Origin of the sequence: Micromonospora echinofusca (genome assembly GCF_900091445.1) — a bacterium.
Lineage (GTDB): Bacteria > Actinomycetota > Actinomycetes > Mycobacteriales > Micromonosporaceae > Micromonospora > Micromonospora echinofusca.
On sequence record NZ_LT607733.1, the window covers coordinates 338,460 to 359,760 of the forward strand.

At 73.8% G+C, this 21,301-nt stretch carries 19 protein-coding genes; 10 read left to right on the top strand and 9 right to left on the bottom strand.

Going from position 1 to position 21,301, the window contains the following annotated elements:
* Positions 1 to 2: 2 nt before the first annotated feature.
* The 3 genes from GA0070610_RS01690 to GA0070610_RS01700 are packed head-to-tail and all read right to left on the bottom strand — an operon-like array spanning position 3 to position 2,040.
* On the bottom strand, positions 3 to 305 hold the full coding sequence (locus GA0070610_RS01690) for a cupin domain-containing protein (protein WP_088998381.1): 303 nt from the start codon (positions 303 to 305) through the stop codon (positions 3 to 5).
* Complete coding sequence (locus tag GA0070610_RS01695) at positions 302 to 1,252, bottom strand: LLM class F420-dependent oxidoreductase (RefSeq protein WP_088998382.1); 951 nt, start codon at positions 1,250 to 1,252, stop codon at positions 302 to 304. The genes GA0070610_RS01690 and GA0070610_RS01695 overlap by 4 nt, the downstream gene beginning before the upstream one ends.
* A gap of 2 nt (positions 1,253 to 1,254) precedes the next feature.
* Positions 1,255 to 2,040, bottom strand: coding sequence for an ABC transporter ATP-binding protein (locus tag GA0070610_RS01700; RefSeq protein WP_088998383.1), 786 nt, complete (start codon positions 2,038 to 2,040; stop codon positions 1,255 to 1,257).
* Between the two features lie 268 nt (positions 2,041 to 2,308).
* On the opposite strand from GA0070610_RS01700, the gene GA0070610_RS01705 reads away from it, so the two are divergent.
* The gene (locus GA0070610_RS01705; RefSeq protein WP_088998384.1) at positions 2,309 to 3,340 is read left to right on the top strand and encodes an ABC transporter substrate-binding protein; all 1,032 of its coding nucleotides are present in this window, start codon (positions 2,309 to 2,311) and stop codon (positions 3,338 to 3,340) included.
* Between the two features lie 96 nt (positions 3,341 to 3,436).
* Positions 3,437 to 4,282 (top strand): ABC transporter permease, encoded by an 846-nt coding sequence (locus GA0070610_RS01710; RefSeq protein WP_088998385.1) that lies wholly within the window; start codon positions 3,437 to 3,439, stop codon positions 4,280 to 4,282.
* 57 nt (positions 4,283 to 4,339) lie between these two features.
* Here the strand turns inward: GA0070610_RS01710 and GA0070610_RS01715 are convergent, their stop codons facing one another.
* Positions 4,340 to 5,521 (bottom strand): ABC transporter substrate-binding protein, encoded by a 1,182-nt coding sequence (locus GA0070610_RS01715; protein WP_088998386.1) that lies wholly within the window; start codon positions 5,519 to 5,521, stop codon positions 4,340 to 4,342.
* Between the two features lie 445 nt (positions 5,522 to 5,966).
* Here GA0070610_RS01715 and GA0070610_RS01720 point away from each other — a divergent pair, with 445 nt between their 5' ends.
* The 4 genes from GA0070610_RS01720 to GA0070610_RS01735 all read left to right on the top strand — a co-directional run bounded on the left by GA0070610_RS01720 (position 5,967) and on the right by GA0070610_RS01735 (position 10,600).
* Positions 5,967 to 9,137, top strand: coding sequence for a sensor histidine kinase (locus tag GA0070610_RS01720; RefSeq protein ID WP_088998387.1), 3,171 nt, complete (start codon positions 5,967 to 5,969; stop codon positions 9,135 to 9,137).
* Positions 9,134 to 9,541 (top strand): roadblock/LC7 domain-containing protein, encoded by a 408-nt coding sequence (locus GA0070610_RS01725; protein ID WP_067359650.1) that lies wholly within the window; start codon positions 9,134 to 9,136, stop codon positions 9,539 to 9,541. The genes GA0070610_RS01720 and GA0070610_RS01725 overlap by 4 nt, the downstream gene beginning before the upstream one ends.
* Positions 9,542 to 9,630: 89 nt before the next feature.
* Positions 9,631 to 9,996, top strand: coding sequence for a DUF742 domain-containing protein (locus GA0070610_RS01730; RefSeq protein WP_088998388.1), 366 nt, complete (start codon positions 9,631 to 9,633; stop codon positions 9,994 to 9,996).
* The gene (locus tag GA0070610_RS01735; RefSeq protein WP_088998389.1) at positions 9,977 to 10,600 is read left to right on the top strand and encodes a GTP-binding protein; all 624 of its coding nucleotides are present in this window, start codon (positions 9,977 to 9,979) and stop codon (positions 10,598 to 10,600) included. Before GA0070610_RS01730 ends, GA0070610_RS01735 begins: the two co-directional genes overlap by 20 nt.
* Before the next feature lie 28 nt (positions 10,601 to 10,628).
* Here the strand turns inward: GA0070610_RS01735 and GA0070610_RS01740 are convergent, their stop codons facing one another.
* The 5 genes from GA0070610_RS01740 to GA0070610_RS01760 all read right to left on the bottom strand — a co-directional run bounded on the left by GA0070610_RS01740 (position 10,629) and on the right by GA0070610_RS01760 (position 18,302).
* Positions 10,629 to 11,717, bottom strand: coding sequence for a uroporphyrinogen-III synthase (locus GA0070610_RS01740; protein WP_088998390.1), 1,089 nt, complete (start codon positions 11,715 to 11,717; stop codon positions 10,629 to 10,631).
* Positions 11,718 to 12,071 (bottom strand): nitrite reductase small subunit NirD, encoded by a 354-nt coding sequence (nirD, locus tag GA0070610_RS01745; protein WP_231925876.1) that lies wholly within the window; start codon positions 12,069 to 12,071, stop codon positions 11,718 to 11,720.
* Positions 12,072 to 12,105: 34 nt separating this feature from the next.
* Positions 12,106 to 14,625, bottom strand: coding sequence for a nitrite reductase large subunit NirB (gene nirB / locus GA0070610_RS01750; RefSeq protein ID WP_088998391.1), 2,520 nt, complete (start codon positions 14,623 to 14,625; stop codon positions 12,106 to 12,108).
* A 76-nt stretch (positions 14,626 to 14,701) separates the two neighbouring features.
* Positions 14,702 to 16,141 carry an FAD-dependent oxidoreductase gene (locus GA0070610_RS01755; RefSeq protein ID WP_088998392.1) on the bottom strand — a complete coding sequence of 480 codons (1,440 nt, stop codon included), beginning with the start codon at positions 16,139 to 16,141 and terminating at the stop codon, positions 14,702 to 14,704.
* Positions 16,142 to 16,178: 37 nt separating this feature from the next.
* Positions 16,179 to 18,302 (bottom strand): molybdopterin oxidoreductase family protein, encoded by a 2,124-nt coding sequence (locus tag GA0070610_RS01760; RefSeq protein ID WP_088998393.1) that lies wholly within the window; start codon positions 18,300 to 18,302, stop codon positions 16,179 to 16,181.
* Between the two features lie 147 nt (positions 18,303 to 18,449).
* On the opposite strand from GA0070610_RS01760, the gene GA0070610_RS01765 reads away from it, so the two are divergent.
* From GA0070610_RS01765 to GA0070610_RS01780, 4 genes are all read left to right on the top strand, one after another.
* The gene (locus GA0070610_RS01765) at positions 18,450 to 19,145 is read left to right on the top strand and encodes a class I SAM-dependent methyltransferase (protein ID WP_088998394.1); all 696 of its coding nucleotides are present in this window, start codon (positions 18,450 to 18,452) and stop codon (positions 19,143 to 19,145) included.
* A 51-nt stretch (positions 19,146 to 19,196) separates the two neighbouring features.
* Positions 19,197 to 19,454, top strand: a complete 258-nt coding sequence (locus tag GA0070610_RS01770) for a DUF6364 family protein (RefSeq protein ID WP_088998395.1) — start codon at positions 19,197 to 19,199, stop codon at positions 19,452 to 19,454.
* Entirely contained in the window at positions 19,444 to 19,737 is a 294-nt protein-coding gene (locus GA0070610_RS01775; protein WP_088998396.1) for a type II toxin-antitoxin system PemK/MazF family toxin, read from the top strand. The genes GA0070610_RS01770 and GA0070610_RS01775 overlap by 11 nt, the downstream gene beginning before the upstream one ends.
* A 124-nt stretch (positions 19,738 to 19,861) precedes the next feature.
* Positions 19,862 to 21,247 carry an MFS transporter gene (locus GA0070610_RS01780; RefSeq protein ID WP_088998397.1) on the top strand — a complete coding sequence of 462 codons (1,386 nt, stop codon included), beginning with the start codon at positions 19,862 to 19,864 and terminating at the stop codon, positions 21,245 to 21,247.
* The last annotated feature ends 54 nt before the right edge of the window (positions 21,248 to 21,301 follow it).

Below are 21,301 nucleotides of genomic sequence, written 5' to 3' on the forward strand. Positions count from 1 at the left end.
GGTTACTTCAGCTCGACCAGCCGGGCCAGGTAGGTCGTGTCGCCCACGTTGGTCAGCATGTGCACCGCGCCCGGGTCCCGGTAGACGACCCCGCCGGTCGGTTCGTCGGCGTCGATGAGGGTGCCGTCGATCGTCTGCACGACGTTCTTCGCCCCCTGGATCGCCACCACGAGGTACGGATGGTCGTGCCGGTGCAGCGGCTGCCGCTCGCCCGGCTCCAGGCGGATGTGCCAGACCCGGACCCGGTCGTTCTCGTACACGATCTCCTGGCCCACCGGCCCGAGTTCGAGGTGCGCGTCGGTCATCGGGTTCCGTCCAGTCGGGGGAGCACCTCGGCGGCGATGAGCTCCAGGTGGTCGAGGTCGGCGAGGTCGATCAGCCGCAGGTGCACCCGGGTGGCGCCGATCGCGGCGAACTCGCCGATCCGGTCGACGAGCTGCGCGGGCGAGCCGACCACCGGGTCCTCCGGCGGCAGCGCGCTCTTGACGTGCAGCGGGGCGGCGCGGCGCTGGGCCTCGGCGTCGGTGCGGCCGATCGCCACCACGATCCCGGCGGAGAGGGTGAGCGGGGCGCGTCCCGACTCGGCCCGGCCGGTCCGGTCGCAGGCCTCCCGCACCCGCTCGTACGCGGCGGCGGTCTCCGCGACGGTCTTGAACGGCATGTTGAACTCGTCGGCGTACCGGGCGGCGAGTTCGGGGGTGCGCTTCGGGCCGCGACCGCCGACGATGATCGGCGGGCCGGGCACCTGCACCGGCTTCGGCAGCGCGGGGGCGTCCACCAGCCGGTAGTGGTCGCCGGTGAAGCTGTACGTCTCGCCCGGCGGCGTCCGCCACAGCCCGGTGACGATCTCCAGCTGCTCGGCCAGCCGGTCGAAGCGTTCGCCGACGGCGGGGAACGGGATGCCGTAGGAGGTGTGCTCCCGCTCGTACCAGCCGGCGCCGATGCCGAGTTCGACGCGACCGCCGCTCATCTGGTCCACCTGGGCCACCATCACGGCCAGCGGGCCGGGTGGTCGGAAGGTGGCGGAGGTGACCAGGGTGCCGAGCCGGATCCGGCTGGTCTCGCGGGCCAGCGCGGCCAGCGTGAGCCAGGCGTCGGTCGGGCCGGGCAGGGCCGGTTCGTCGCCCATCGCCTGGTAGTGGTCGGCGCGGAGGAAGCCCTCGAAGCCGCCGTCCTCGGCCAGCCGGGCGAAGCGGAGCTGGTCGTCGTAGCTGGCGCCCCGGTGCGGCTCGGTGAAGACGGTGACCCGCATGCTCATCGTCCTTCCGCGCCGGCTGTCGCCGGCAGGTCCCGCTCCATGAGGAGTTCGTGCAGGTCGGCGCTGACCCGGGCGACGTCGGCCAGGTGCGCGTTGCGGCCCAGGGTGCGCGGTCGCGGGATGTTCACGTCGACCACCTTGCGGATCCGGCCGGGGCGGGGGCTGAGGACGACCACCCGGTCGGCCAGCAGTACCGCCTCGTCGATCGAGTGGGTGACGAACACGATGGTGGCCCCGGAGGTCATGTGCACGCGTTGCAGCTCGCCGGAGAGCTCCTCGCGGGTCAGCGCGTCGAGCGCGGAGAACGGCTCGTCCATCAGCATCACCCGGGGCTCGCCGATCAGCGAACGGCACAGCGACACCCGCTGCTGCATGCCGCCGGAGAGTTCGTGCGGCAGCCGCTTCTCGAAGCCGGCCAGCCCGGCGAGGTCCAGCAGCTCCCGGGCCCGGTCGCGGTGCTTGGCCCGCTTCCAGCCGAAGATCTCCACGGGGAGCAGGACGTTGTCCAGGACCGTGCGCCAGGGGAGCAGGGCCGGTCGCTGGAAGAGCATCGCGATGTCCGGACGCGGCTTGGTGATCGGCGTACCGGCCACGGTGATGCTGCCGTCGCTGACCGGGAGCAGGCCGGCGATCAGGCGCAGCAGCGTGGACTTGCCGCAACCGGAGCGGCCGAGTACGGCGACGAACTCGCCGGCGGCGACGTCGAGGTCGATGCCGCGCAGCGCCTCGACGCGGCCGCTGCGGCCGTCGAAGGTGCGGGACACCCCGGAAAGCTGGATCATCTCCGGCGGCCTCCCTGAGTGGGCGATCAGCAGTCGCGGCCCAGGGTAACCGGCTCGTGTGGACTGCACGTCGTCCGGGGTGGACGCGAGGATTTTTGCGTAACGAAACCCATACGCCTGGCATTGTCGGGGTCGGTTTCTCGTACGCTGTCCCCCGCTAAGAGTCCCCTCACGACGGTTGGTATCGGCCCAACCCCTCGGCCGGCCAACCTAGACAACCCCTCCGGTGGCGGCGCGCCGCTCCGGTCGGAAAGGACATGGTGCACTGATGAGAAGGCTGACCCGTACGGTCGCTGCCGCTGCGCTGGCCACCGCCCTTGCCCTGGTCTCCGGGTGCAGCGGCGACTCGGACTCCGGCGCCGACGCCAAGAGCGGCAACGGCACGGCGTTGGAGAAGGTGACCTACCTCACCTCGTTCGGCAACTTCGGCCGTGACTCCTACGCCTGGGTCGCAAAGGAGAAGGGCTTCTTCAAGGAGGCCGGGTTCGACGTAGACATCAAGCCCGGTCAGGGCACTGGCGCGGTGATCCAGCAGATCGTCGGCGGCCAGGCCCAGTTCGGCCCGATCGACCTCACCGGCGGTCTGCTCCAGGTCGGCAACGGCCAGGCCAAGGACTTCGTCGCGGTCGCGGCGATCCAGCAGCGCACCATGGCCGCCATCGCCACCGTCGAGGGCAAGGGCATCGCGTCCCCCAAGGACCTGGAGGGCAAGAAGCTCGCCGACACCCCCACCTCCGTCGTGCGCAACCTCTTCCCGACGTACGCCCGGCTGGCCGGCGTGGACGCGAGCAAGGTGACCTGGGTCAACGGCCAGGCCCAGGACCTCATGGGCATGCTCGGCTCCGGCACGGTGGACGGCATCGGCCAGTTCGTCGTCGGCCAGCCCACCATCGAGACGGTGACCAAGCAGAAGGCCGTCATGCTGCCCTACAGCAACGTGATGCAGGACCTCTACGGCAACGTGCTGATCACCTCCGCCAAGATTGCCAAGGAGAAGCCGGAGATGGTCAAGCGGTTCACCGCGGCCCTGATGAAGGGCCTGGACTACGCGCTGACCAACCCGCAGGAGGCCGGTGAGCTGCTCAAGAAGAACGTCGACGCCGCGAACCCCGCCGCGGCCGCCGCCGAGCTCCAGCTCATGGCCGGCTACGTGCGCTCCAACAACTCCGGCACCCAGCTCGGCACCCTGGACAGCGGCCGGGTCGCCAAGAGCATCGCGATCCTGCAGGGCGCCGGTTCGCTCAAGCAGAACATCACCCCCGATCAGATCATCGACTTCAGCCTCGCGCCGAAGGCCTGACGGCCGCCGTTACGGCACGGGGGTGCGGTCCACCGGGGCGACCCGGCGGCCGCACCCCCGTCGCGTGCCGGCCCGGCCGGCAGGAGAGGAGAACCCGTGACGGAGACGACCGCTAGCCGGTCCGGCCACGTCGGGAAGAGGCCCGCAGCCACCGGCGCAGCCCCGCGCCGGTCCGCCGTACGCCCGGCGGCCGTCGGGCTGCCGCTGCTCGGCGCCGTGATCACGCTGGCCGCCTGGTGGCTGGTCACGTCCGGCCTGCAACTCGTGCACCCGGTGTCGCTGCCCCCGCCGCAGGCGGTCTGGCAGGCACTGGTCGCGGGCAGCGACGTGCTGCTGCCGTCGCTGGGCGTGACCACCACGATGACCGTGGTCGGCTTCCTGCTGTCGGCGGTGGCCGGGGTGCTGATCGGGATGGCCCTGGCCGCGTCCCGGCGGGTCGAGCGGATGTTCGCGCCGCTGCTGGTCGCGGTCAACGCGGTGCCGAAGATCGCCCTGGGCCCGCTGCTGGTGGTCTCGGTCGGCTGGGGCTCGAAGCCGATCCTGACCATGGTGTTCCTGCTCTGCTTCTTCCCGATCGTGCTCTCCACGGCGACCGGCCTCACCACCACCCCGAACGACCTGGCCGAGCTGGCCCGGTCGCTGAACGCCTCGTGGTGGCAGGCGTTCCGCAAGGTGCGCTTCCCCGCCGCGCTGCCGCAGATCTTCGTCGGGCTCAAGGTGGCGATGCCGCTGGCCGCGATCGGCGCGGTGATCGGCGAGTTCTATTCGGACAAGGCGGGGCTGGGCTACCAGATCCTGCAGTACAACGGCATCGGGGACACCGCGACCGCCTGGGCGGCGATCGTGCTGATCGCGCTGATGAGCATCCTGCTCTACAGCGCGTTGTCCCTGGTCGAGCGGCTCGCCCTGCCGTGGGTGCGCGCCACCACCTCGGCCCGCTGACCCGTTCGGCCAACCGCCGGTGTGGCCCGCCGTTCTCCGGCGGGCCACACCTACCGGTCAGCTCGCGAGGCGCCAGCGTCCGTTGCGCGCGACCAGGGTGGTGAGGGCCTGCGGCATCAGGCCGGAGTGGTTGTCCGGCGTCATCCGGATCGGCCCGGAGAGGCCGTCCAGCTGGGTCGTCTCCAGCACGTCCCGGATGCCGTCGCGGTCGACCTCACCGGGCTCGCCGCCCGAGCGCAGCTCGGCGTCGGCGATGAGCTGCACCGCGTCGGCGGCGAACGACGAGGAGCCGTTGTAGCTGCCGAAGCGGGCGGTGTAGTCCTGGAACCACTGCCGGCGGGCCGCCTTCGCCGGGGTCGTGGCGATCACGTCGTCGATCACCATGGTCTGGGTGAAGACCAGCGTGGCGCGTTCGGTGGCCCGGGACGCGGCACCGAGGAAGAGGTCGCCGGCCGCCGCCGCGTCGAAGAAGAGGTCGCCCTCGAACTTGGCCTGCTGCGCGGCGGTGGCGGCCAGTGTCGCCTGCTCCGCCGGGGTCCAGACGACCAGCGCGTCCGGCTTCTTCGCGATCAGGTCCTTGACCTGCTGGCCGACCTCGGTGTCGGTGGTGCGTACGGCCTCCTCGCGCAGCAGCTTGACGCCGGCCTTCGCGAACTCGGCGCGCAGCGCGGTCGACCCCTCGCGGCCGTAGGCGTCGTCGCTGTGCAGCACGCCCGCCTTGCGTACGCCCTTGCGGCGCATCTCGCCGGCGAGGGCGGCGGCGCTGTCGGCCGCGTTCGGCGAGAGCTTGAACACGTACCGCCGTTCGGCGACCGGGGTGGACACGGCGCTGGACGCGGCGAGCGCAATGGTGGGAATTCGCTTCTCGTTGATGGTGCGTACGGCACCGACGGCGCATTCGTTGCAGCCGCCCATGATGATGGCGCTGACTTGGGAATCAGCGCTGAAGTCACCGATGTTGCGCAGCGACTCGCTCGCGTCCGACCGGTTGTCCTTCACCCTCAGCTCGACCTTCCGGCCGTTCAGCGCACCGGAGGAGTTCAGCTGCTCGACCTTCAGTTCCAGCGCCCGCTGGTACGCCTTGCCGACGGGCGCGGCGGCGCCGGAGAGTTCGAGGTCCGCGGCGATGACGATGGGACTGGTGTCCTGCTCGTCCGCCCCGAACTGGCAGCCGGTGAGCGTGGTGGCCAGCACGGCCGATGCGAGCGCCGCGGCGGTCGCGGAGCGGATGGGGCTCAACTCAGTCCTCCAGATGCGGCCCGGGCGATACCCGGTCACCGCCGGGTTGTCCGTCCTCAGTAGAGGAACGGGATCGGTCTGCCGTACGGTGTGCGCGAAGCCTGCAAAACCTTGCCAACGCCGGGCCCTGCGGTCAAGCGGAGCGTCTGAAGCGTTTCGGGACGCGTATCCCACATGGTGGGGCAACGGGAAGTTTGCAAACGCTTACTAATACGACACGGATGACCACTCTGGAGTTACATGCCCTGTTCACGGGCATGGAGAATTGAAGGTATTAGTTGACCGGATCACGGGATGCGTGCCCTCCGACCGTTTCCTACCCCGCTGCGACTTCCCAAACAGGATCACTTCTGATGAAATCGCGGCCGTGCCGCGTGTGGCGCAGTCCGCTGCACCGGGCGCGAGTCGGCGGGGCAGGCGTGGAAGAAACGACGGAGGCGATGTCGTGAGCACCGGACCGACGACCCTGCCCGCGAGTGGCGACACCGATCAGCCGAAGCGGCGTCGGCTGCCCCGGCTCCGCGACGTGCGGATCCGCTCCAAGCTCGCGCTGATCCTGGTCGTGCCGGTCGCCGCGGTGCTCGCGCTGGCGACGGTCCGACTCGTCGCCGTCGGCGAGAACACCTTCGACGCCAACCAGGCCCGGGCGCTGACCGCGCTCTCCATCGACGTCTCCGCCCTGACGCAGGACCTGCACGCCGAGCGGATGGCCGCCGCTGCCTTCCTGTCGACCCCGCAGCAGAAGGCCGACGCCTACAACCTGCGGGTCCGCAGCACCGACGAGCGGGTCGCGGCGTACCGGGCCGAGCGCGGTCGGATCGGTGACCTGCCGTCCGCCGTACGCGAGCGGCTGGCGACCATCGACGAGCACCTGGAGACGCTCGCCGCCACCCGGCAGGAGGTGCTGGACCGTCAGCAGATGGCGGTCGCCGAGGCGGCCCTGCGCTACGGCGTCATCATCACCGACCTGGTCGCGTACGGCGACGGGCTGGCCCAGCTGCCCGGCGACGAGCGGCTCGCGGACGCCCGGCGCGCGGTCGCCGCGTTCGCCCGCGCCAAGGCGGCCGTCGCCGAGGAGCAGTCGGTCGCCTTCACCGCCCTCGTCGGCGGCCGGCTCGACGAGGAGCAGTTCTCCTCCTTCGTCGCCACGCTGACCAGCCAGCAGGAGGCGCTGGGCGCCTTCACCCTCGCCGCCGACCCGACCCAGCGGGCCCTGGTCGAGAGCACGGTCTCCGGCGACGCGGTCACCCTCGCCGACCGGGTGGCCGCCGACATCACCCGCTCGGTCGGGCAGCCCTCCCTGGTGACCGCCCAGGACGCCACCGCCGCCATCGGCGCCGTCAACGACCTGATGCGGTGGGCCGAGATCCGGCTCCAGGACCGGCTGCTCAGCCAGGCCGACCAGGCCCGCTCGGACGTCATCCGGCAGGCCGTCATCGAGACGGCGCTGGTGCTGCTCACCCTCATCGTCGCCGTGACCCTCGCCGTGGTGCTGGCCCGCTCGCTCAACCACTCGCTGCGCCGGCTGCGGGAGGGCGCCCTCTCGGTGGCGAACCACGACCTGCCGGACGCGGTCAAGCGGCTGCAGAACGTCGGCAACGTCGGCGACGGCGGCGTCGAGGAGATCGTCCGGGAGGTACGCGACCCGATCCAGCTCAACAACCGCGACGAGGTGGGCCAGGTGGCGCTCGCCTTCAACGTCGTGCACCGCGAGGCGGTCCGGGTGGCGGCCGAGCAGGCCGCGCTGCGTACCAGCGTCTCGGCGATGTTCCTCAACCTCGCCCGGCGCAGTCAGACCCTGGTCGACCGCATGATCGGTGAGCTCGACGCGATCGAGCGCGGCGAGGAGGACCCGAAGCGGCTCGCGCAGCTCTTCGAGCTGGACCACCTGGCCACCCGGATGCGCCGCAACGACGAGAACCTGCTCGTCCTGGCCGGCGCCGACTCCGCCGTGCCGCGCCGCGACGACGCCCTGCTGGTGGACGTGCTGCGGGCCGCGCAGTCCGAGGTGGAGCTCTACAACCGCATCGAGTTCGGCACCGTCGACACCGACATCTCGGTCGCCGCGCACGCCGTCAACGACGTGGTCCGCCTCGTCGCCGAGCTACTCGACAACGCCACCCGCTTCTCGCCGCCGACCACCACCGTGGTCGCCGACGGCCGCCGGATCCGCGACTACGTCCTCATCCAGGTCGAGGACCGGGGTCTGGGCCTGACCGACGACCAGCTCGACTCGCTCAACCGGCGACTGGCCGCCCCGCCGAGCGTCGACGTCGCGGCGTTCCGGCTCATGGGCCTGGCCGTGGTCAGCCGGCTGGCCTCCCGCTACGGCATCCGGGTGGAGCTGCGTCGCAACGTGGAGGGCGGCACCGTCGCCCAGGTGACGCTGCCCGCCGCGACGGTCGTGCTGCCGCCCGTGCACAGCCGGGACCAGCAGATCACCCGGCCCCGGCAGCCGCTCGCGGTCGAGCAGAACCCGCTCACCCCGGCCGGCCTCGCCGAGCCGGCCGGCGCCGGGCGTACCGCCTCGGCCACCCTGACCGACCAGTGGCGCTCCGCCGCCCCGGCGCCGTGGCAGGCCCCGGAGCAGGCGCGGGACACCACGGCCCCGGTGCAGGCAGGTGGCCTGCCGACGACACCGCCGCCCGCCCCGCCGGCGCCCCCGGCCCGACCGGCCTTCGGCGGCGTCTCGGTCGGCACGCCGACCGTCGCGTACCCCACGGTCGAGGCGCTGCCCAAGCGCGTCCCCGGCGGGGAGGCCGCGGCCCCGGGTACGCCCGGGCTGCCGGTGGGCCCGATCGCCGGCTCGCCGGCCACCGCCGGGCTGTCGGCGGGCCTCGCCGGCTCCGACCAGGGCACCGGCCGTGGCCTCGGGGCCAACCTGGCCGCCACGGCCCCGCTCGCCCCCGCCCCGGCCGCGCCGATCACCCCGCGCCCCGAGCTGCCGGCCGAGGCGCCGATCTTCCGCGAGATGGAGGCGGTGTGGTTCCGGTCGCACGGTAACGACGCCACGGCCATCTTCACCCGCCCGGACTTCAGCCAGTCGCCCGCCGCGCAGCAGGCCGCCGGAGCGCCGAGCGCCGCCGCGCCGAGCGCCGCCGCGCCGGCAGCCGCCCAGCCGGCGCCGGCGCCCCGCGCGCCGCGGCTGCCCACGCGTACGCCGGGCAGCACCGACACCACCGCACCGACCGCGCAGCCGGCACCGCCGTCGTACACCCCGCCGGCCGCGGCGCGGCCCACCACGCCGGACACACCCCCCGCAGCGCCTCCCGCGGCACCCCCCACCCCGCCTGCGGCGCCGGTCGCGGACCCGCCGCCGGCGGCGCCCGCGACCGACACGGACGCCTGGCGGACGGCGGCAGACGAGGGCTGGTCCCGGGCCAGCCGGGCGGCGGCCCCCGCCACCGCCGGCACCACCCGCTCGGGGCTGCCCAAGCGGCAGCCGCAGGCACAGCTCGTGCCGGGCGGGATCGAGCCCCGGGGCGGCCGCGACCGCAGCCGGCGTACCCCGGACGAAGTTCGGGGCCTGTTGTCGGCCTACCACCGCGGCGTGCAGCGCGGCCGGGCGGCCGGCACGGACCAGAACAGCACCTCGACCAAGGAGACGAGTCGATGAACAGGCCAGCGGCCATGCAGGACATGAGTTGGTTGCTCACCAACTTCGCCGACAGCGTGGCGGGAATCGCCCACGTGGTGGCGGTGTCCGCCGACGGGCTGCTGCTCGCCTCCTCGCGGGACCTGCCCGCGGACCGGGCGGACCAGCTCGCCGCGATCACCTCGGGCGTGGTCAGCCTGACCGAGGGCGCCGCCCGGATGTTCAGCGCCGGCGGCGTGCTCCAGACGGTCATCGAGATGGACAGCGGCTACCTGTTCCTGATGTCGATCAGCGACGGCTCGTCGATGGCCGTGCTGGCGGCCCGCAGCTGCGACGTCGGTCAGGTGGGCTACGAGATGGCGCTGCTGGTCGAGCGGGTCGGTGCGGCGCTGGTGCCGCTGCCCCGGGACGCGGTGCGGTCCTAGCGGGACGCGACGTGCGGGCCGTACGTCGCCAGGAACGAGAAGACCCGGTGCCCGACCAGGGGCCCGGCCGGGAGAGGAGGTGATCGTCGATGGACCAACGGCGCGTGGACCCACGTGGTGCGCTGGTACGGCCGTACGCGGTCACCCGCGGCCGGACCGAGGCCCGGATGGACATCGCCCTGGAGGCGGTTCTGACGGCCAGCGCGACCCAGGCCGCGGAGGCCCGCTTCGCCGGGCACGACAAGCACCGCATCGCCACCGTCTGCGAGGGCCGGGCACAGTCGCTGGCCGAGATCTCCGCGTACACCCGGATGCCGCTGGGCGTCACCCGGGTGCTGGTCGCCGACATGGTGGCCGAGAGCCTGCTGACGCTACACACTGCCGCTCCCGCCGAGGGGTTCGAGGAGCGGATGGAAATCCTTGGAAGGGTGCTAAGTGGACTTCGCAGGCTATGACCCCGCCGGGGCCCGCCGAAACCGGGGAATCATCTCCGCGAAGATCGTGGTCGCGGGCGGCTTCGGCGTGGGCAAGACGACGCTGGTCGGCGCGATCTCGGAGATCACCCCGCTGAGAACCGAGGCGGTGATGACCGCGGCCGGCGTCGGCATCGACGACCCGTCCAAGGTGCCGGGGAAGCAGACCACCACGGTCGCCATGGACTTCGGCCGGATCACCATGGCCGAGGACCTGATCCTGTACCTCTTCGGCACGCCGGGTCAGACCCGGTTCTGGTTCATGTGGGACGAGATCATCAAGGGCGCGGTGGGGGCGGCCGTGCTGGTCGACACCCGCCGGATCACCGACGCCTTCGCGCCGCTCGACTACTTCGAGAACCGCCGGCTGCCGTACGTCGTGGCGTTGAACCGTTTCGACGGCGCACCGCAGTACGAGCTGGAGGAGGTCCGCGAGGCGCTGGCCATCTCGCCGGACGTGCCGCTGGTGCTGACCGACGCCCGGCATCGGGACGCCGTCAAGCAGGTGCTCGTGACCGTCGTGGAGCACGCCATGCTCCGCCTGGAGGCCGAGCACGGCCGGGGCTACCCGGCGCCGGTCGGCTGAACGGGACGGCCACCGTCTCCGGGTCGCGTCAGTCGACCCGGAGGCGGTAGCCGCGCTTGACGACCGTCTGCACCACCCGGGGCGCGCGCAACCCGGCGCGCAGCCGGGCCACCGCCATCTCCACGGCGTGCTCGTCCGCGCCGCGCGGCAGCGTGCGCAGCAGGGCCGTCCGGGACAGCACCCGACCCGGCGAGCCGCACAGCGCCCGCAGCACCGCCATCGGCGCCGGCGCGAGCGGGCGCAGCTCCCCGTCGACCACGGCGGCGTGCCCGCGCAGCGTGAGCAGGTGACCGGCCGCCTTCAGGGTGACCGTACGGCGCGGCAGCTCGTCGACGATGGTCCGGACCAGGGCGCCCAGGCGGGCCCTGGCCGGCGCGCTGACCGGCACCCCGCGCCGCAGCAGCGGCTCGGCGGTGACCGCGCCCACGCAGCTGGCGAGCACGTCGCCCCGGAACGCGTCGAGCACGGCGTCGCAGCGGTCCCCGGCGGCACGTAGCAGCGCCTCGGCAGCCGGGGCCGAGGTGAAGGTGACCGCGTCGACGAGCCGGCCGGCGACCAGGTCGATCAGGCGGTGCAGCGGGGCCGGGTCGGTCGGCGGCGCCCACCGGTAGACGGGCACCTCGATCACGGTCGCCCCGGCCTCCTCCAGCGCCAGCGTGCACTCCGGCTGCCGCTCGCCGTGCAGCTGCATGGCGACCACCTGCCCGGCCACCCCGCGCCGGCACAGGTGCTCGACCACCTCGTCGCAGCTCTCCGAGTCGGGCGACCACTGGTCGTGCAGGCCGGCGGCCCGGATGGCCCCGCGTGCCTTGGGACCCCTGGCCACCACGTACGCGTCGGCGAGCACGCCGCGCAGCGGCTCGGCCAGCCCCCAGCCCTCGGCCGCCTCCAGCCAGCCGCGCATCCCGATGCCGGTGTTGGCCATGAGGACGTCCGGCGGCCGGTCCAGGCAGGCCCGGGTGGCCTCACGCAGGTCGGTGTCGTCGGCCAGCGGCACGATCCGCAGGGCCGGGGCGATCACCACCCGGGCGCCCCGCCGTTGCAGCAGCGCGGCGAGTTCGTCCCGTCGCCGGTCGGCGGTCACCCCGATGGTGAAGCCGGCCAGTTCGTCGCGCATTCACCCCTCCCGTCGCAGCCGCACCTCGACCAGGCCGTCCCGGCAGCGCACGTCGTGCCGGGGCACGGCGACGCCGGGCAGGTCGAGGCACGCGCCGGTACGCAGGTCGTACACCTGCTTGTGCAGCGGCGACGCGACCGTCGGCACCCCGCCCCGGCTGCCGACGATCCCGCGTGACAGCACGTACGCGCCGGCGACGGGGTCGAGGTTGTCGATGGCGTAGAGCCCGTCGGCGGTGCGGAACAGGGCAACCTGCACGCCGTCGACGAGCGCGGCGACGCCCCGCTCCGGCTCCAGCCGGTCGAGCGGGCAGACCGGCGCCCAGGTGCACGTCGTCGTCATCGTGATGGTCATCGCCGTACCTCCAGCAGTCCGGGCGTCGTGGTGGTCATCGCCGTAGCTCCGGCATGCCGAGCGCGACCGGTTGCCGGACCCCGTCGGCCGGCGTACGGCCCGCCGGGACGGGTTGGCCCCGCTCCAGCGCGAACGTGATGGACGGGTCGGGCACGTCGGGGGCGTTGACGAAGGAGGCGAACCGGCGCAGTCGTACGGGGTCCTCCAGCACGTCGCGCCACTCGTCGGAGTACGACTCGACGTGCCGGGCCATCGCGGCGTCGAGTTCGGCGCAGAGGCCGAGCGAGTCGTCCACGACGACGGCGCGCAGGTGCTCCAGCCCGCCCTCCATCGCCTCGATCCAGGCGGCGGTGCGTTGCAGCCGGTCGGCGGTGCGGACGTAGTACATCAGGAACCTGTCGATCAGCCGGACCAGCGCCTCGGTGGACAGGTCGGTGGCGAAGAGGTCGGCGTGCCGGGGCCGGAAGCCGCCGTTGCCGCCGACGTAGAGGTTCCAGCCGGTCTCGGTGGCGATGACGCCGAAGTCCTTGCTGCGCGCCTCGGCGCACTCGCGGGCGCAGCCCGACACCGCCGACTTGATCTTGTGTGGGGCGCGCAGCCCCCGGTAGCGCAGCTCCAGGGCGACGGCCAGCCCGACCGAGTCCTGCACCCCGTAGCGGCACCACGTCTCGCCGACGCAGGACTTCACCGTGCGCAGCGCCTTGCCGTACGCGTGGCCGGACTCGAAGCCGGCGTCGACCAGCCGGCGCCAGATCTGCGGAAGCTGCTCGACCCGGGCCCCGAACAGGTCGATCCGCTGCCCGCCCGTGATCTTCGTGTAGAGCCCGAAGTCGCGGGCCACCTCGCCGATCACGATGAGCTTCTCCGGGGTGATCTCTCCGCCCGGGATCCGGGGCACCACCGAGTAGCTGCCGTCGCGTTGCAGGTTGGCCAGGAAGTGGTCGTTGGTGTCCTGCAACGACGCCTGCTCGCCGTCCAGCACGTGCCCGGTGCCCAGCGAGGCGAGGATCGAGGCGACCACCGGTTTGCAGATGTCGCAGCCGCGACCCCGGCCGTGCTCGGCGACGAGCTGCGAGAAGGTACGGATGCCGCGCACCCGCACGATGTCGAACAGCTCCTGCCGGCTGGCGTCGAAGTGCTCGCAGAGCGCGCTGGACTGCCGCACCCCGGCGGCGTCGAGGAGCTGCTTGAGCATCGGCACGCAGGAGCCGCAGCTCGTACCCGCCCGGGTGCACGCCTTCAGCGTCGGCACGTCCGCGCAGCCACCGGTGATCGCGTCGTCGATGTCGGCACGGGTCACCGCGTTGCAGGAGCAGACCTGGGCGGCGGCGGGCAGTGCCGCCGCGTCCGCGCCCGGCGCGCCGGCGGGGGCCAGCAGCGCCAGCGGGGGAGCGGGCAGCGGGCCGCCGACGCTGGCCCGTAGCGTCGGGTACGCGCTCGCGTCGCCGACCAGCACCCCGCCGAGCAGGGTCTGCGCGTCGTCGGAGAGGACCAGCTTGGCGTAGACCCGGGTGGCCGGGTCGGTGAACGTCACGTCGAGGCAGCCCGGCGTGGTGCCGTGCGCGTCGCCGAACGAGGCCACGTCCACGCCGAGCAGCTTCAGCTTCGCGGCGGTGTCCGCCCCGGGGAAGGTGGCCGCCCCGTCGACCAGCCGGTCGGCGACCACCTCGGCCATCGCGTACCCGGGGGCGACCAGGCCGTGGCAGACGCCGTCGACGGCGGCGCATTCGCCGACCGCCCAGATCCGCCCGTCGGCGCTGCGGCAGGCGTCGTCGACCAGCACCCCGCCGCGCGGGCCCAGGGCGAGACCGGCCGCCCGGGCCAGCTCGTCGCGGGGCCGGATGCCGGCGGCGACCACCACCAGGTCGGCGTCGACCACGGTCCCGTCGGCCAGCTCCAGCCCGGCGACCGCGCCGTCGGGCCCGGGTCGCAGCGCGGTGGTGGCGACGCCCAGGTGGGTCGCCACGCCCAGCTCGTCGACGTAGCGGCGGAGCATCGCGCCGCCGGCCGTGTCGACCTGAACGGGCATCAGCCGGGGCGCGAACTCCACCACGCTGGCGTCGAGCCCGAGCAGCCGCAGCGCGTTCGCCGCCTCCAGCCCGAGCAGCCCGCCGCCGATGACCGCACCGGTGCGCCGGCCCCGCGCGTACGCCCGGATCGCCGCCAGGTCGTCCAGCGTGCGGTAGACGAAGACCCCGGGCAGGGACGCGCCGTCCACCGGCGGTACGAACGCGGACGAGCCGGTGGCCAGCACCAGGGCGTCGTACGGGTGCTCGCCGGCCGCCGTGCGTACCAGCCGCCGCTCCCGGTCGATCTGCGTGGCCGGCTCGCCCAGGCGCAGTTCCACCCCGTCGTCGGGGGTGTGCAGGTTCAGCTCCTCGGCGCCGACCCCGTCGAAGAAGGCCGAGAGCCGCACCCGGTCGTACGCCGGGCGGTTCTCCTCGGCGAGCACGGTGACCCGCCACCGCCCCCGCGGGTCGCGGGCGCGCAGCGCGTCGACGAAGCGCTGCCCGACCATCCCGTTGCCGACGACCACCAACCGGCCACCGTTCATGACGGCACTCCGCTCCGCTGCGTGCCGTCATGAGGCACCGCCGCACCGAGCCTGCCGATTCGCTCGCTCCGCTCGCTCATCGCGCCACCTCCACCGATTCCACCTCGGACAACCAGTCGACGATTCCGGCGACGGCGTCCCGGCAGCCGCCGCATCCCGTACCGGCCCGGGTCGCGGCGACCACGGCGTCGACCGTCCGGGCCCCGGAACGCCAGCAGCCCACCAGCGCTCCCTTGCTGACGTCGTTGCACCGGCAGACGGTCGCCGCGTCCGGCATCAGCGCCGGGGTGGCGGCCGGCGCTGCTGTCGCCGCGCCGAACGACCGGCCGAGCAGCAGGGAACGCCGGTCGGCCGGCACCGGCTGGCCCCGGTCGAAGAGCTGGATGACCGTGCCGACCGCCGGGTTGTCGCCGAGCAGGATCGCGGCGGTCAGCCGCTCGTCGCGGATGCGCAGCCGGGCGTACGTGCCCCGGGCCGGGTCGGCGAAGGTCAGCTCCTCGCCGGTCCCGCCGTCGCCCGGGTCGCCCATGGCGGCGAGGTCGATGCCGGCCGCCTTGAGCCGGGTCACCGCCGGCCGGGGCCGGTAGCGGGCCCCCGGGTCCTCTCCGGTGAGCAGCTGCGCCACCACCCGGGCCTGCGCCCAGGCCGGGGCGACCAGCCCGGTGAGGGCACCGTCGTGCTGGGCGCAGTCGCCGATCGCCGAGATCCGTGGGTCGCTGGTGCGCAGCCGGTCGTCGACCAGCACTCCCCGCTCGACGGCCAGCCCCGCCGAGGCGGCGAGGGCGGTGTCGGGGCGTACCCCGCAGGAGAGGACCAGCAGGTCGGCGGCGAGCGAGCGGCCGTCGGCCAGGTCCAGGCGTACCCCGTCGGCGTCCGCGACCACCTTCGTGGCCGACACGGCCAGGTGGGTGGTCACCCCGAGGCCCGCGAGGGTGTCGGCCAGCACGGCCGCGCCGGCCGGGTCGAGCTGCCGTTCCATCAGGTGCGGCACCGGGTGCACCACCCCGACGGCCAGGCCGCGGGCGGCGAGCCCGCGGGCCGCCTCCAGCCCGAGCAGCCCGCCGCCGAGCACCAGGGCGCTGCGCGCGCCGTCGGCCACGGCGAGGATCCGCCGGCAGTCGTCGAGGGTGCGGAACGGCACCACCCGCTCCGGCAGCCCGGGCCCGGCCAGCCCCGGCAGCGGGGGCACGACGGCCCGGCTGCCGGTGGCGAGCACCAGATGGTCGTACGCGACGCGGTCGCCGTCGTCGGTGTGGACGGTCGCGGTGGCGCGGTCGACGGCGGTGACGGCCATCCCGCTGCGCAGGTCGACGCCCTGCCCGGCGGCCTCGGCCAGCTCCACGTCCGCCTCGCCGATCCGGCCCGCCAGCAGCGTGGAGAGCATGATCCGGTTGTACGCCCGGTGCGGCTCCGCGCCGAGCACGGTGACCTTGCGGTCCCCGCCCCGGGCGTGCAGCTCGCCGGCCAACCGGGAGCCCGCCATCCCGTTGCCGACGATCACGATCCGCTCGGTCATGGCCGCGTCACCGGGCTCTGCGGGACGATTCGCTCGCTCATGGTTCGTCCACCCTCTCCAGCCGGACGGCGCAGATCTTGAACTCCGGCATCCCGGAGACCGGGTCGACGGCGTCGTTGGTGACCGAGTTGGCCCGCGCGGCACCACCCCAGTGGAACGGCGCGAAGACGGTGTCCGGCCGGATGGCGGTGCTGAGCCGGGCCGGCGCGCGGAGTTCGCCCCGGCGGGAGACCACCCGTACCGGCTCGCCGTCGCCGATGCCGAGCCGTCCGGCAAGGTCGGGGTGCAGCTCGACGAAGGCGTCCGGGGCGGCCCGGCGTAGGGCGGCGACCCGGCGGGTCTGGGTGCCCGACTGGTACTGCGCGAGCACCCGGCCGGTGGTGAGGTGCAGCGGATACTCGGCGCACACCTCCTCGGCCGCCGGCCGGTGCTCGACGGCGTGGAAGCGGGCCCGCCCGTCCGGGGTGGCGAAGCGGTCGGCGAAGAGCCGGGGGGTGTCCGGGGCGCCCTCGGCCGGGCAGGGCCAGAAGACGCCGTCGTGCGCGTCGATCCGCTCCCAGCTCACCCCGGCGTAGTCGGCGGTCCCGCCGGCCGAGGCCCGCCGCAGCTCCGCGAACACGACCCGCGGGTCGCTGGCGTCCGCGTCGCCGGCACCACCCCGGAGGCGGGCGGTGAGGTCGGCGAGGATCTCCAGGTCCGTACGGACCCCCGGCGGCGGCGTACGCAGAGCGCGGCGGCGCAGCACCCGGCCCTCCAGGTTGGTCATCGTGCCGTCCTCCTCGGCCCACTGGGCGGTGGGCAGCACGACGTCGGCCAGCGCGGCCGTCTCGGAGAGCAGGAAGTCGGCGACCACCAGCAGGTCGACCGCGCGCAGCCGGCGTTCGATCCGGGCCGCCCGGGGCGCGGAGACCACCGGGTTGGAGCCGAAGACCAGCAGCGCCTTCGGCCCGGTGGGCGTGCCCAGCGACTCCAGCAGCTCGTACGCCGGCACGCCCGGCCCGGGCAGTTCCTCGGCCGGCACCCCCCAGACCCCGGCGACGTGTTCCCGGGCGACCGGGTCGTCGATCCTGCGGTAGCCGGGGAGCTGGTCGGCCTTCTGTCCGTGCTCCCGGCCGCCCTGCCCGTTGCCCTGCCCGGTGAGGCAGCCGTAGCCGGAGCCGGGGCGGCCGGGCAGCCCGAGGGCGAGTGCCAGGTTGACGAAGCCGGTGACCGTGTCGACGCCCTTGGCGTGCTGCTCGGCGCCGCGCGCGGTCAGGATGATCACGCGTCCGGCGGTGCCGAGGGCCCGGGCGGTCGCCTCCAGGTCGGCCACCGGCACCCCGGAGAGCGCCTCGGCGCGGGCCGGCCACCAGCCGGCCACGGTGCGGCGGACCGCCTCGAAGCCGGTGGTGCGCTCGGCCACGTACTCCCTGTCGATCCAGCCCTCGGTGAGCGCGATGTGCAGCAGCGCGCTCGCCACCGCCAGGTCGGTGCCCGGCAGGGGTTGCAGGTGCAGGTCGGCCAGCCGGGCGGTGGCGGTGACCCGGGGGTCGACCACGATCAGCCGGCCGCCGCGTTCGCGCTGCTCGGTGAGCCAGCGCACCAGCGGGGGCATGGTCTCCGCCGGGTTCGCGCCGACGAGCAGCAGCGTGTCGGCCCGGCCCAGGTCGGCCAGCGGGAACGGCAGGCCCCGGTCGATGCCGAAGGCGCGGTTGCCGGCCGCCGCCGCCGAGGACATGCAGAACCGTCCGTTGTAGTCGATGTGCCTGGTGCGCAGCGCCACCCGGGCGAACCTGCCCAGCGCGTACGCCTTCTCGTTGGTGAGCCCGCCGCCGCCGAAGACGGCGACCGCGTCGCGGCCGTGTCCCTCCTGGACGGCGCGCAGGCCGGTGACGATCCGGTCGAGGGCGGCGGCCCAGCTTGCCGGGCGCAGTTCGTCGCCGACCGGGTCGCGCAGCAGCGGGGTGGTCAGCCGTTCGGGGTGGTCGAGCAGTTCGGCGGCGGTCCAGCCCTTCTGGCAGAGGCCGCCCCGGTTGGTGGGGAACTGCCGGGGGAGCACCGCCACCCGGCCGGCCTCCTCGCGCAGCGTCATCCCGCACTGGAGGGCGCAGTACGGGCAGTGCGTCGCCACCTCCCGGGGCGTCCGCCCCGGTCCGGTCGCCGCGTGTGCACCGTCTGTCATGTCGGCAAAGCGTGCCGGGGGGCGATTTCCGGTCCGGGTCCCGTTCGTTTCGGTCCTGTCAAGAGCCGCTCACACCGCACGGGGGCGGCGGACCGGCTCGCGGGGGTCTACAATTTGGGAAAGCAGTCTTATATTTCGGGAGACGCGATGGACGTGGCCGAGGTCTTCGACGCGGTGGCCGGCAGCTACGACGAGGCCCGCCGGCGCCTGGTGCCCTGCTTCGACGCCTTCTACGGCACCGCCGTCGAGGTGGCCGCTCCGCCGCTGCGCGCCGCGTTCGCCGCGGGGCGTACCCCCGAGGTGCTGGACCTGGGCGCGGGCACCGGGCTGCTGTCGCTGCTGCTCGCCGCGGCGGTGCCGGGGGTCCGGCTGACCCTGGTCGACGCCGCGCCGGCCATGCTCGCCGTCGCCGCCGACCACCTACGCGCCCGTGGGGTGGCCCATCGGACGGTCCTGGCCGACCTGGCCGACCCGCTGCCGGCCGGCCGCTACGACGCGATCGTCAGCGCGCTGGCCGTGCACCACCTCGACGACGCCGGCAAGCGCGCGCTCTACCGCCGGGTGCCGGCGGCGCTGGCGCCCGGCGGCGTCTTCGTCAACGCCGAGCAGGTCGCCGGCCCCACGGCCGCGCTGGACCGGCGCTACCACGAGGTCTGGCTGGGGCAGGTCGCCGCCCTGGGCTCCGACGCCGAGGAGATCGCCGCCGCCGAGGGCCGGATGGCGTACGACCGGCCGGCCCCGGTCGCCGCGCAGTGCCGCTGGCTGGCCGAGGCGGGCCTGGTGGACGTCGACTGCTTCTTCAAGCAGTGGCGGTTTGCCGTGTTCGGCGGCCGGCGCGAATAGCAGGGCGCGGCGGGATGACTGCTGGTCATACCGCTGGGTAGTCTGCTCGGCATGACTGCCAAGGTGACCCTGTCGTTCTCGGACGAGACGATCGAGGAGGCCCGGCGGTTCGCAAAACGCGAAGGGCTCTCCCTCTCGGCGTGGATGGACCAGGCGGCCCGCGAGAAGGCGCTGCGCGAGGTCTTCACCGCGCACGCCGCCGCCGTCGGCCGGGCCGGTCTCGACCTCGAAGCCGCCGCCCTCGCCGACGCCCGCGAGGTGGGCATGGTCGACGACGTGCTCTTCGGCGGGCGCCCGCGTGCTGCGTAGGGGCGAGGTCTGGCGCATCGACGGCGCCCGGGAACGGCTCGGGCTGGTAATCAGCTCCGACGTCTACAACTCCACCGACGTGCCGATCGTGATCGTGGCCGAGGTGGTCGAGGAGGCGCTGCTGCGCGACTCGCCCCTGGCGGTGCGGATGGGCGCGTACGTGGTGATGCCCGACCGGCTCTCCTCGCCGATGAAGAAGTGGTTCACGGAGTGCGTGGACGTCGCCGACACCGAGACCATGCTCCGGGTCGGTCGGGCGCTGCGCATCCTCCAGGAGCTCTGACATCTCACGGGCCGCATCCGTCCGAGGTGCGGTCTCCGTTTCCGGCCCGACCCGCGACGGGCACGGTCGGGTAACCCCCGCTTCCTAGCGTTCCTCCAGGTCACACCGACGAGGAGGAGTCGCCGTGAGCACACTGGCCCCCACCGCACCCCTGGCCGAGGCCGTCCCGCCGGCCGCCGGCCGCCGGCGCCGCATCGACGACTGGCGGCCGGAGGACCCGGACTTCTGGCGTACGACCGGGGCGCCGATCGCCCGCCGCAACCTCTGGGTCTCGATCTTCGCCGAGCACGTCGGCTTCTCCGTGTGGAGCCTCTGGTCCGTCACGGTGCTCTTCCTCGGCCCGGAGTACGGCATCGACCCGGCGGGCAAGTTCCTGCTCACCGCCGTGCCGGCCGCCCTCGGGGCGGCACTGCGGCTGCCCTACACGCTGGCCGTGGCGCGCTTCGGCGGGCGGACCTGGACGATCGTCAGCGCACTGCTGCTGCTCGTCCCGGCCGTGCCGATGACGATGTTGCTGGAGCCCGGCGTCTCCTACTCCACCCTGATGGTGCTGGCCTGCCTGACCGGCGTGGGCGGGGGCAACTTCGCCTCCTCGATGGCGAACATCAACCTCTTCTACCCGTCTCGGCTCAAGGGCCGGGCGCTCGGGCTCAACGCCGGCGGCGGCAACCTCGGCGTGCCGGCGGTGCAACTGGTCGGCCTGGCGGTGCTGGCTACGGCGGGCGCCGCGTACCCGCGCCTGGTGCCGGCGGTCTACCTGCCGCTGATCGTGCTGGCCGCGCTCGCCGCGGCGCGCTGGCTGGACGACGTCCCGGGGGCGCGCAACGAGCCCGGCGCGCTGCGCGAGGCCGCCCGCGATCCGCACACCTGGATCATGTCGCTGCTCTACGTCGGCACCTTCGGCTCCTTCATCGGCTTCGGCTTCGCCTTCGGCCAGGTGCTCCAGCTCCAGTTCGCCGAGCGCTTCCCGACCCCGGCCGACGCCGTCTGGCTGACCTTTCTCGGCCCGCTGATCGGCTCGCTGGTCCGGCCGGTCGGCGGGCACCTCGCCGACCGCCTCGGCGGGGCCCGGGTGACCTTCTGGAACTTCGTCGCGATGGCGGCCGGCGCCTCGCTGGTGCTGTACGCCGCCCGCGAGCGGTCGTTGGGGCTCTACCTGCTCGGCTTCCTGTCGCTCTTCGTCTTCTCCGGCGTCGGCAACGGCTCGACGTACAAGATGATCCCGGCGATCTTCCGGGCCCGCGCGACGGCCGACGTGGCGGCCGGTCGGCGGGAGGCGGCCCCGGCGCAGCGCTGGGCCGTGCGGATGACCGGCTCGCTCATCGGTGTCGCCGGGGCGGTCGGGGCCTCCGGCGGGGTGCTGGTGAACGTCGCCTTCCGGCAGTCGTTCCTGACCCGGGGCAGCGCGGACGCGGCGTACGTCGCCTTCATCGCCGCGTACGCGGTCTGCCTCGCGGTGACGTGGCTGGTCTATCTGCGGCCGGGAGCCAGCCGGCCGGTGGGGGTGTGAGCCCCGCCGGGTATCCTCTGAGGGCCAGGCGGGGGCGGTACCCCGTTTTGACCT

Coding starts and splice junctions, on each gene's coding strand:
- GA0070610_RS01690 (WP_088998381.1), bottom strand. CDS start 305: ATGACCGACGCGCACCTCGAACTCGGGCCGGTGGGCCAGGAGATCGTG.
- GA0070610_RS01695 (WP_088998382.1), bottom strand. CDS start 1,252: ATGCGGGTCACCGTCTTCACCGAGCCGCACCGGGGCGCCAGCTACGAC.
- GA0070610_RS01700 (WP_088998383.1), bottom strand. CDS start 2,040: ATGATCCAGCTTTCCGGGGTGTCCCGCACCTTCGACGGCCGCAGCGGC.
- GA0070610_RS01705 (WP_088998384.1), top strand. CDS start 2,309: ATGAGAAGGCTGACCCGTACGGTCGCTGCCGCTGCGCTGGCCACCGCC.
- GA0070610_RS01725 (WP_067359650.1), top strand. CDS start 9,134: ATGAACAGGCCAGCGGCCATGCAGGACATGAGTTGGTTGCTCACCAAC.
- GA0070610_RS01730 (WP_088998388.1), top strand. CDS start 9,631: ATGGACCAACGGCGCGTGGACCCACGTGGTGCGCTGGTACGGCCGTAC.
- GA0070610_RS01740 (WP_088998390.1), bottom strand. CDS start 11,717: ATGCGCGACGAACTGGCCGGCTTCACCATCGGGGTGACCGCCGACCGG.
- nirD (WP_231925876.1), bottom strand. CDS start 12,071: ATGACCATCACGATGACGACGACGTGCACCTGGGCGCCGGTCTGCCCG.
- nirB (WP_088998391.1), bottom strand. CDS start 14,625: ATGAACGGTGGCCGGTTGGTGGTCGTCGGCAACGGGATGGTCGGGCAG.
- GA0070610_RS01755 (WP_088998392.1), bottom strand. CDS start 16,141: ATGACCGAGCGGATCGTGATCGTCGGCAACGGGATGGCGGGCTCCCGG.
- GA0070610_RS01760 (WP_088998393.1), bottom strand. CDS start 18,302: ATGACAGACGGTGCACACGCGGCGACCGGACCGGGGCGGACGCCCCGG.
- GA0070610_RS01765 (WP_088998394.1), top strand. CDS start 18,450: ATGGACGTGGCCGAGGTCTTCGACGCGGTGGCCGGCAGCTACGACGAG.
- GA0070610_RS01770 (WP_088998395.1), top strand. CDS start 19,197: ATGACTGCCAAGGTGACCCTGTCGTTCTCGGACGAGACGATCGAGGAG.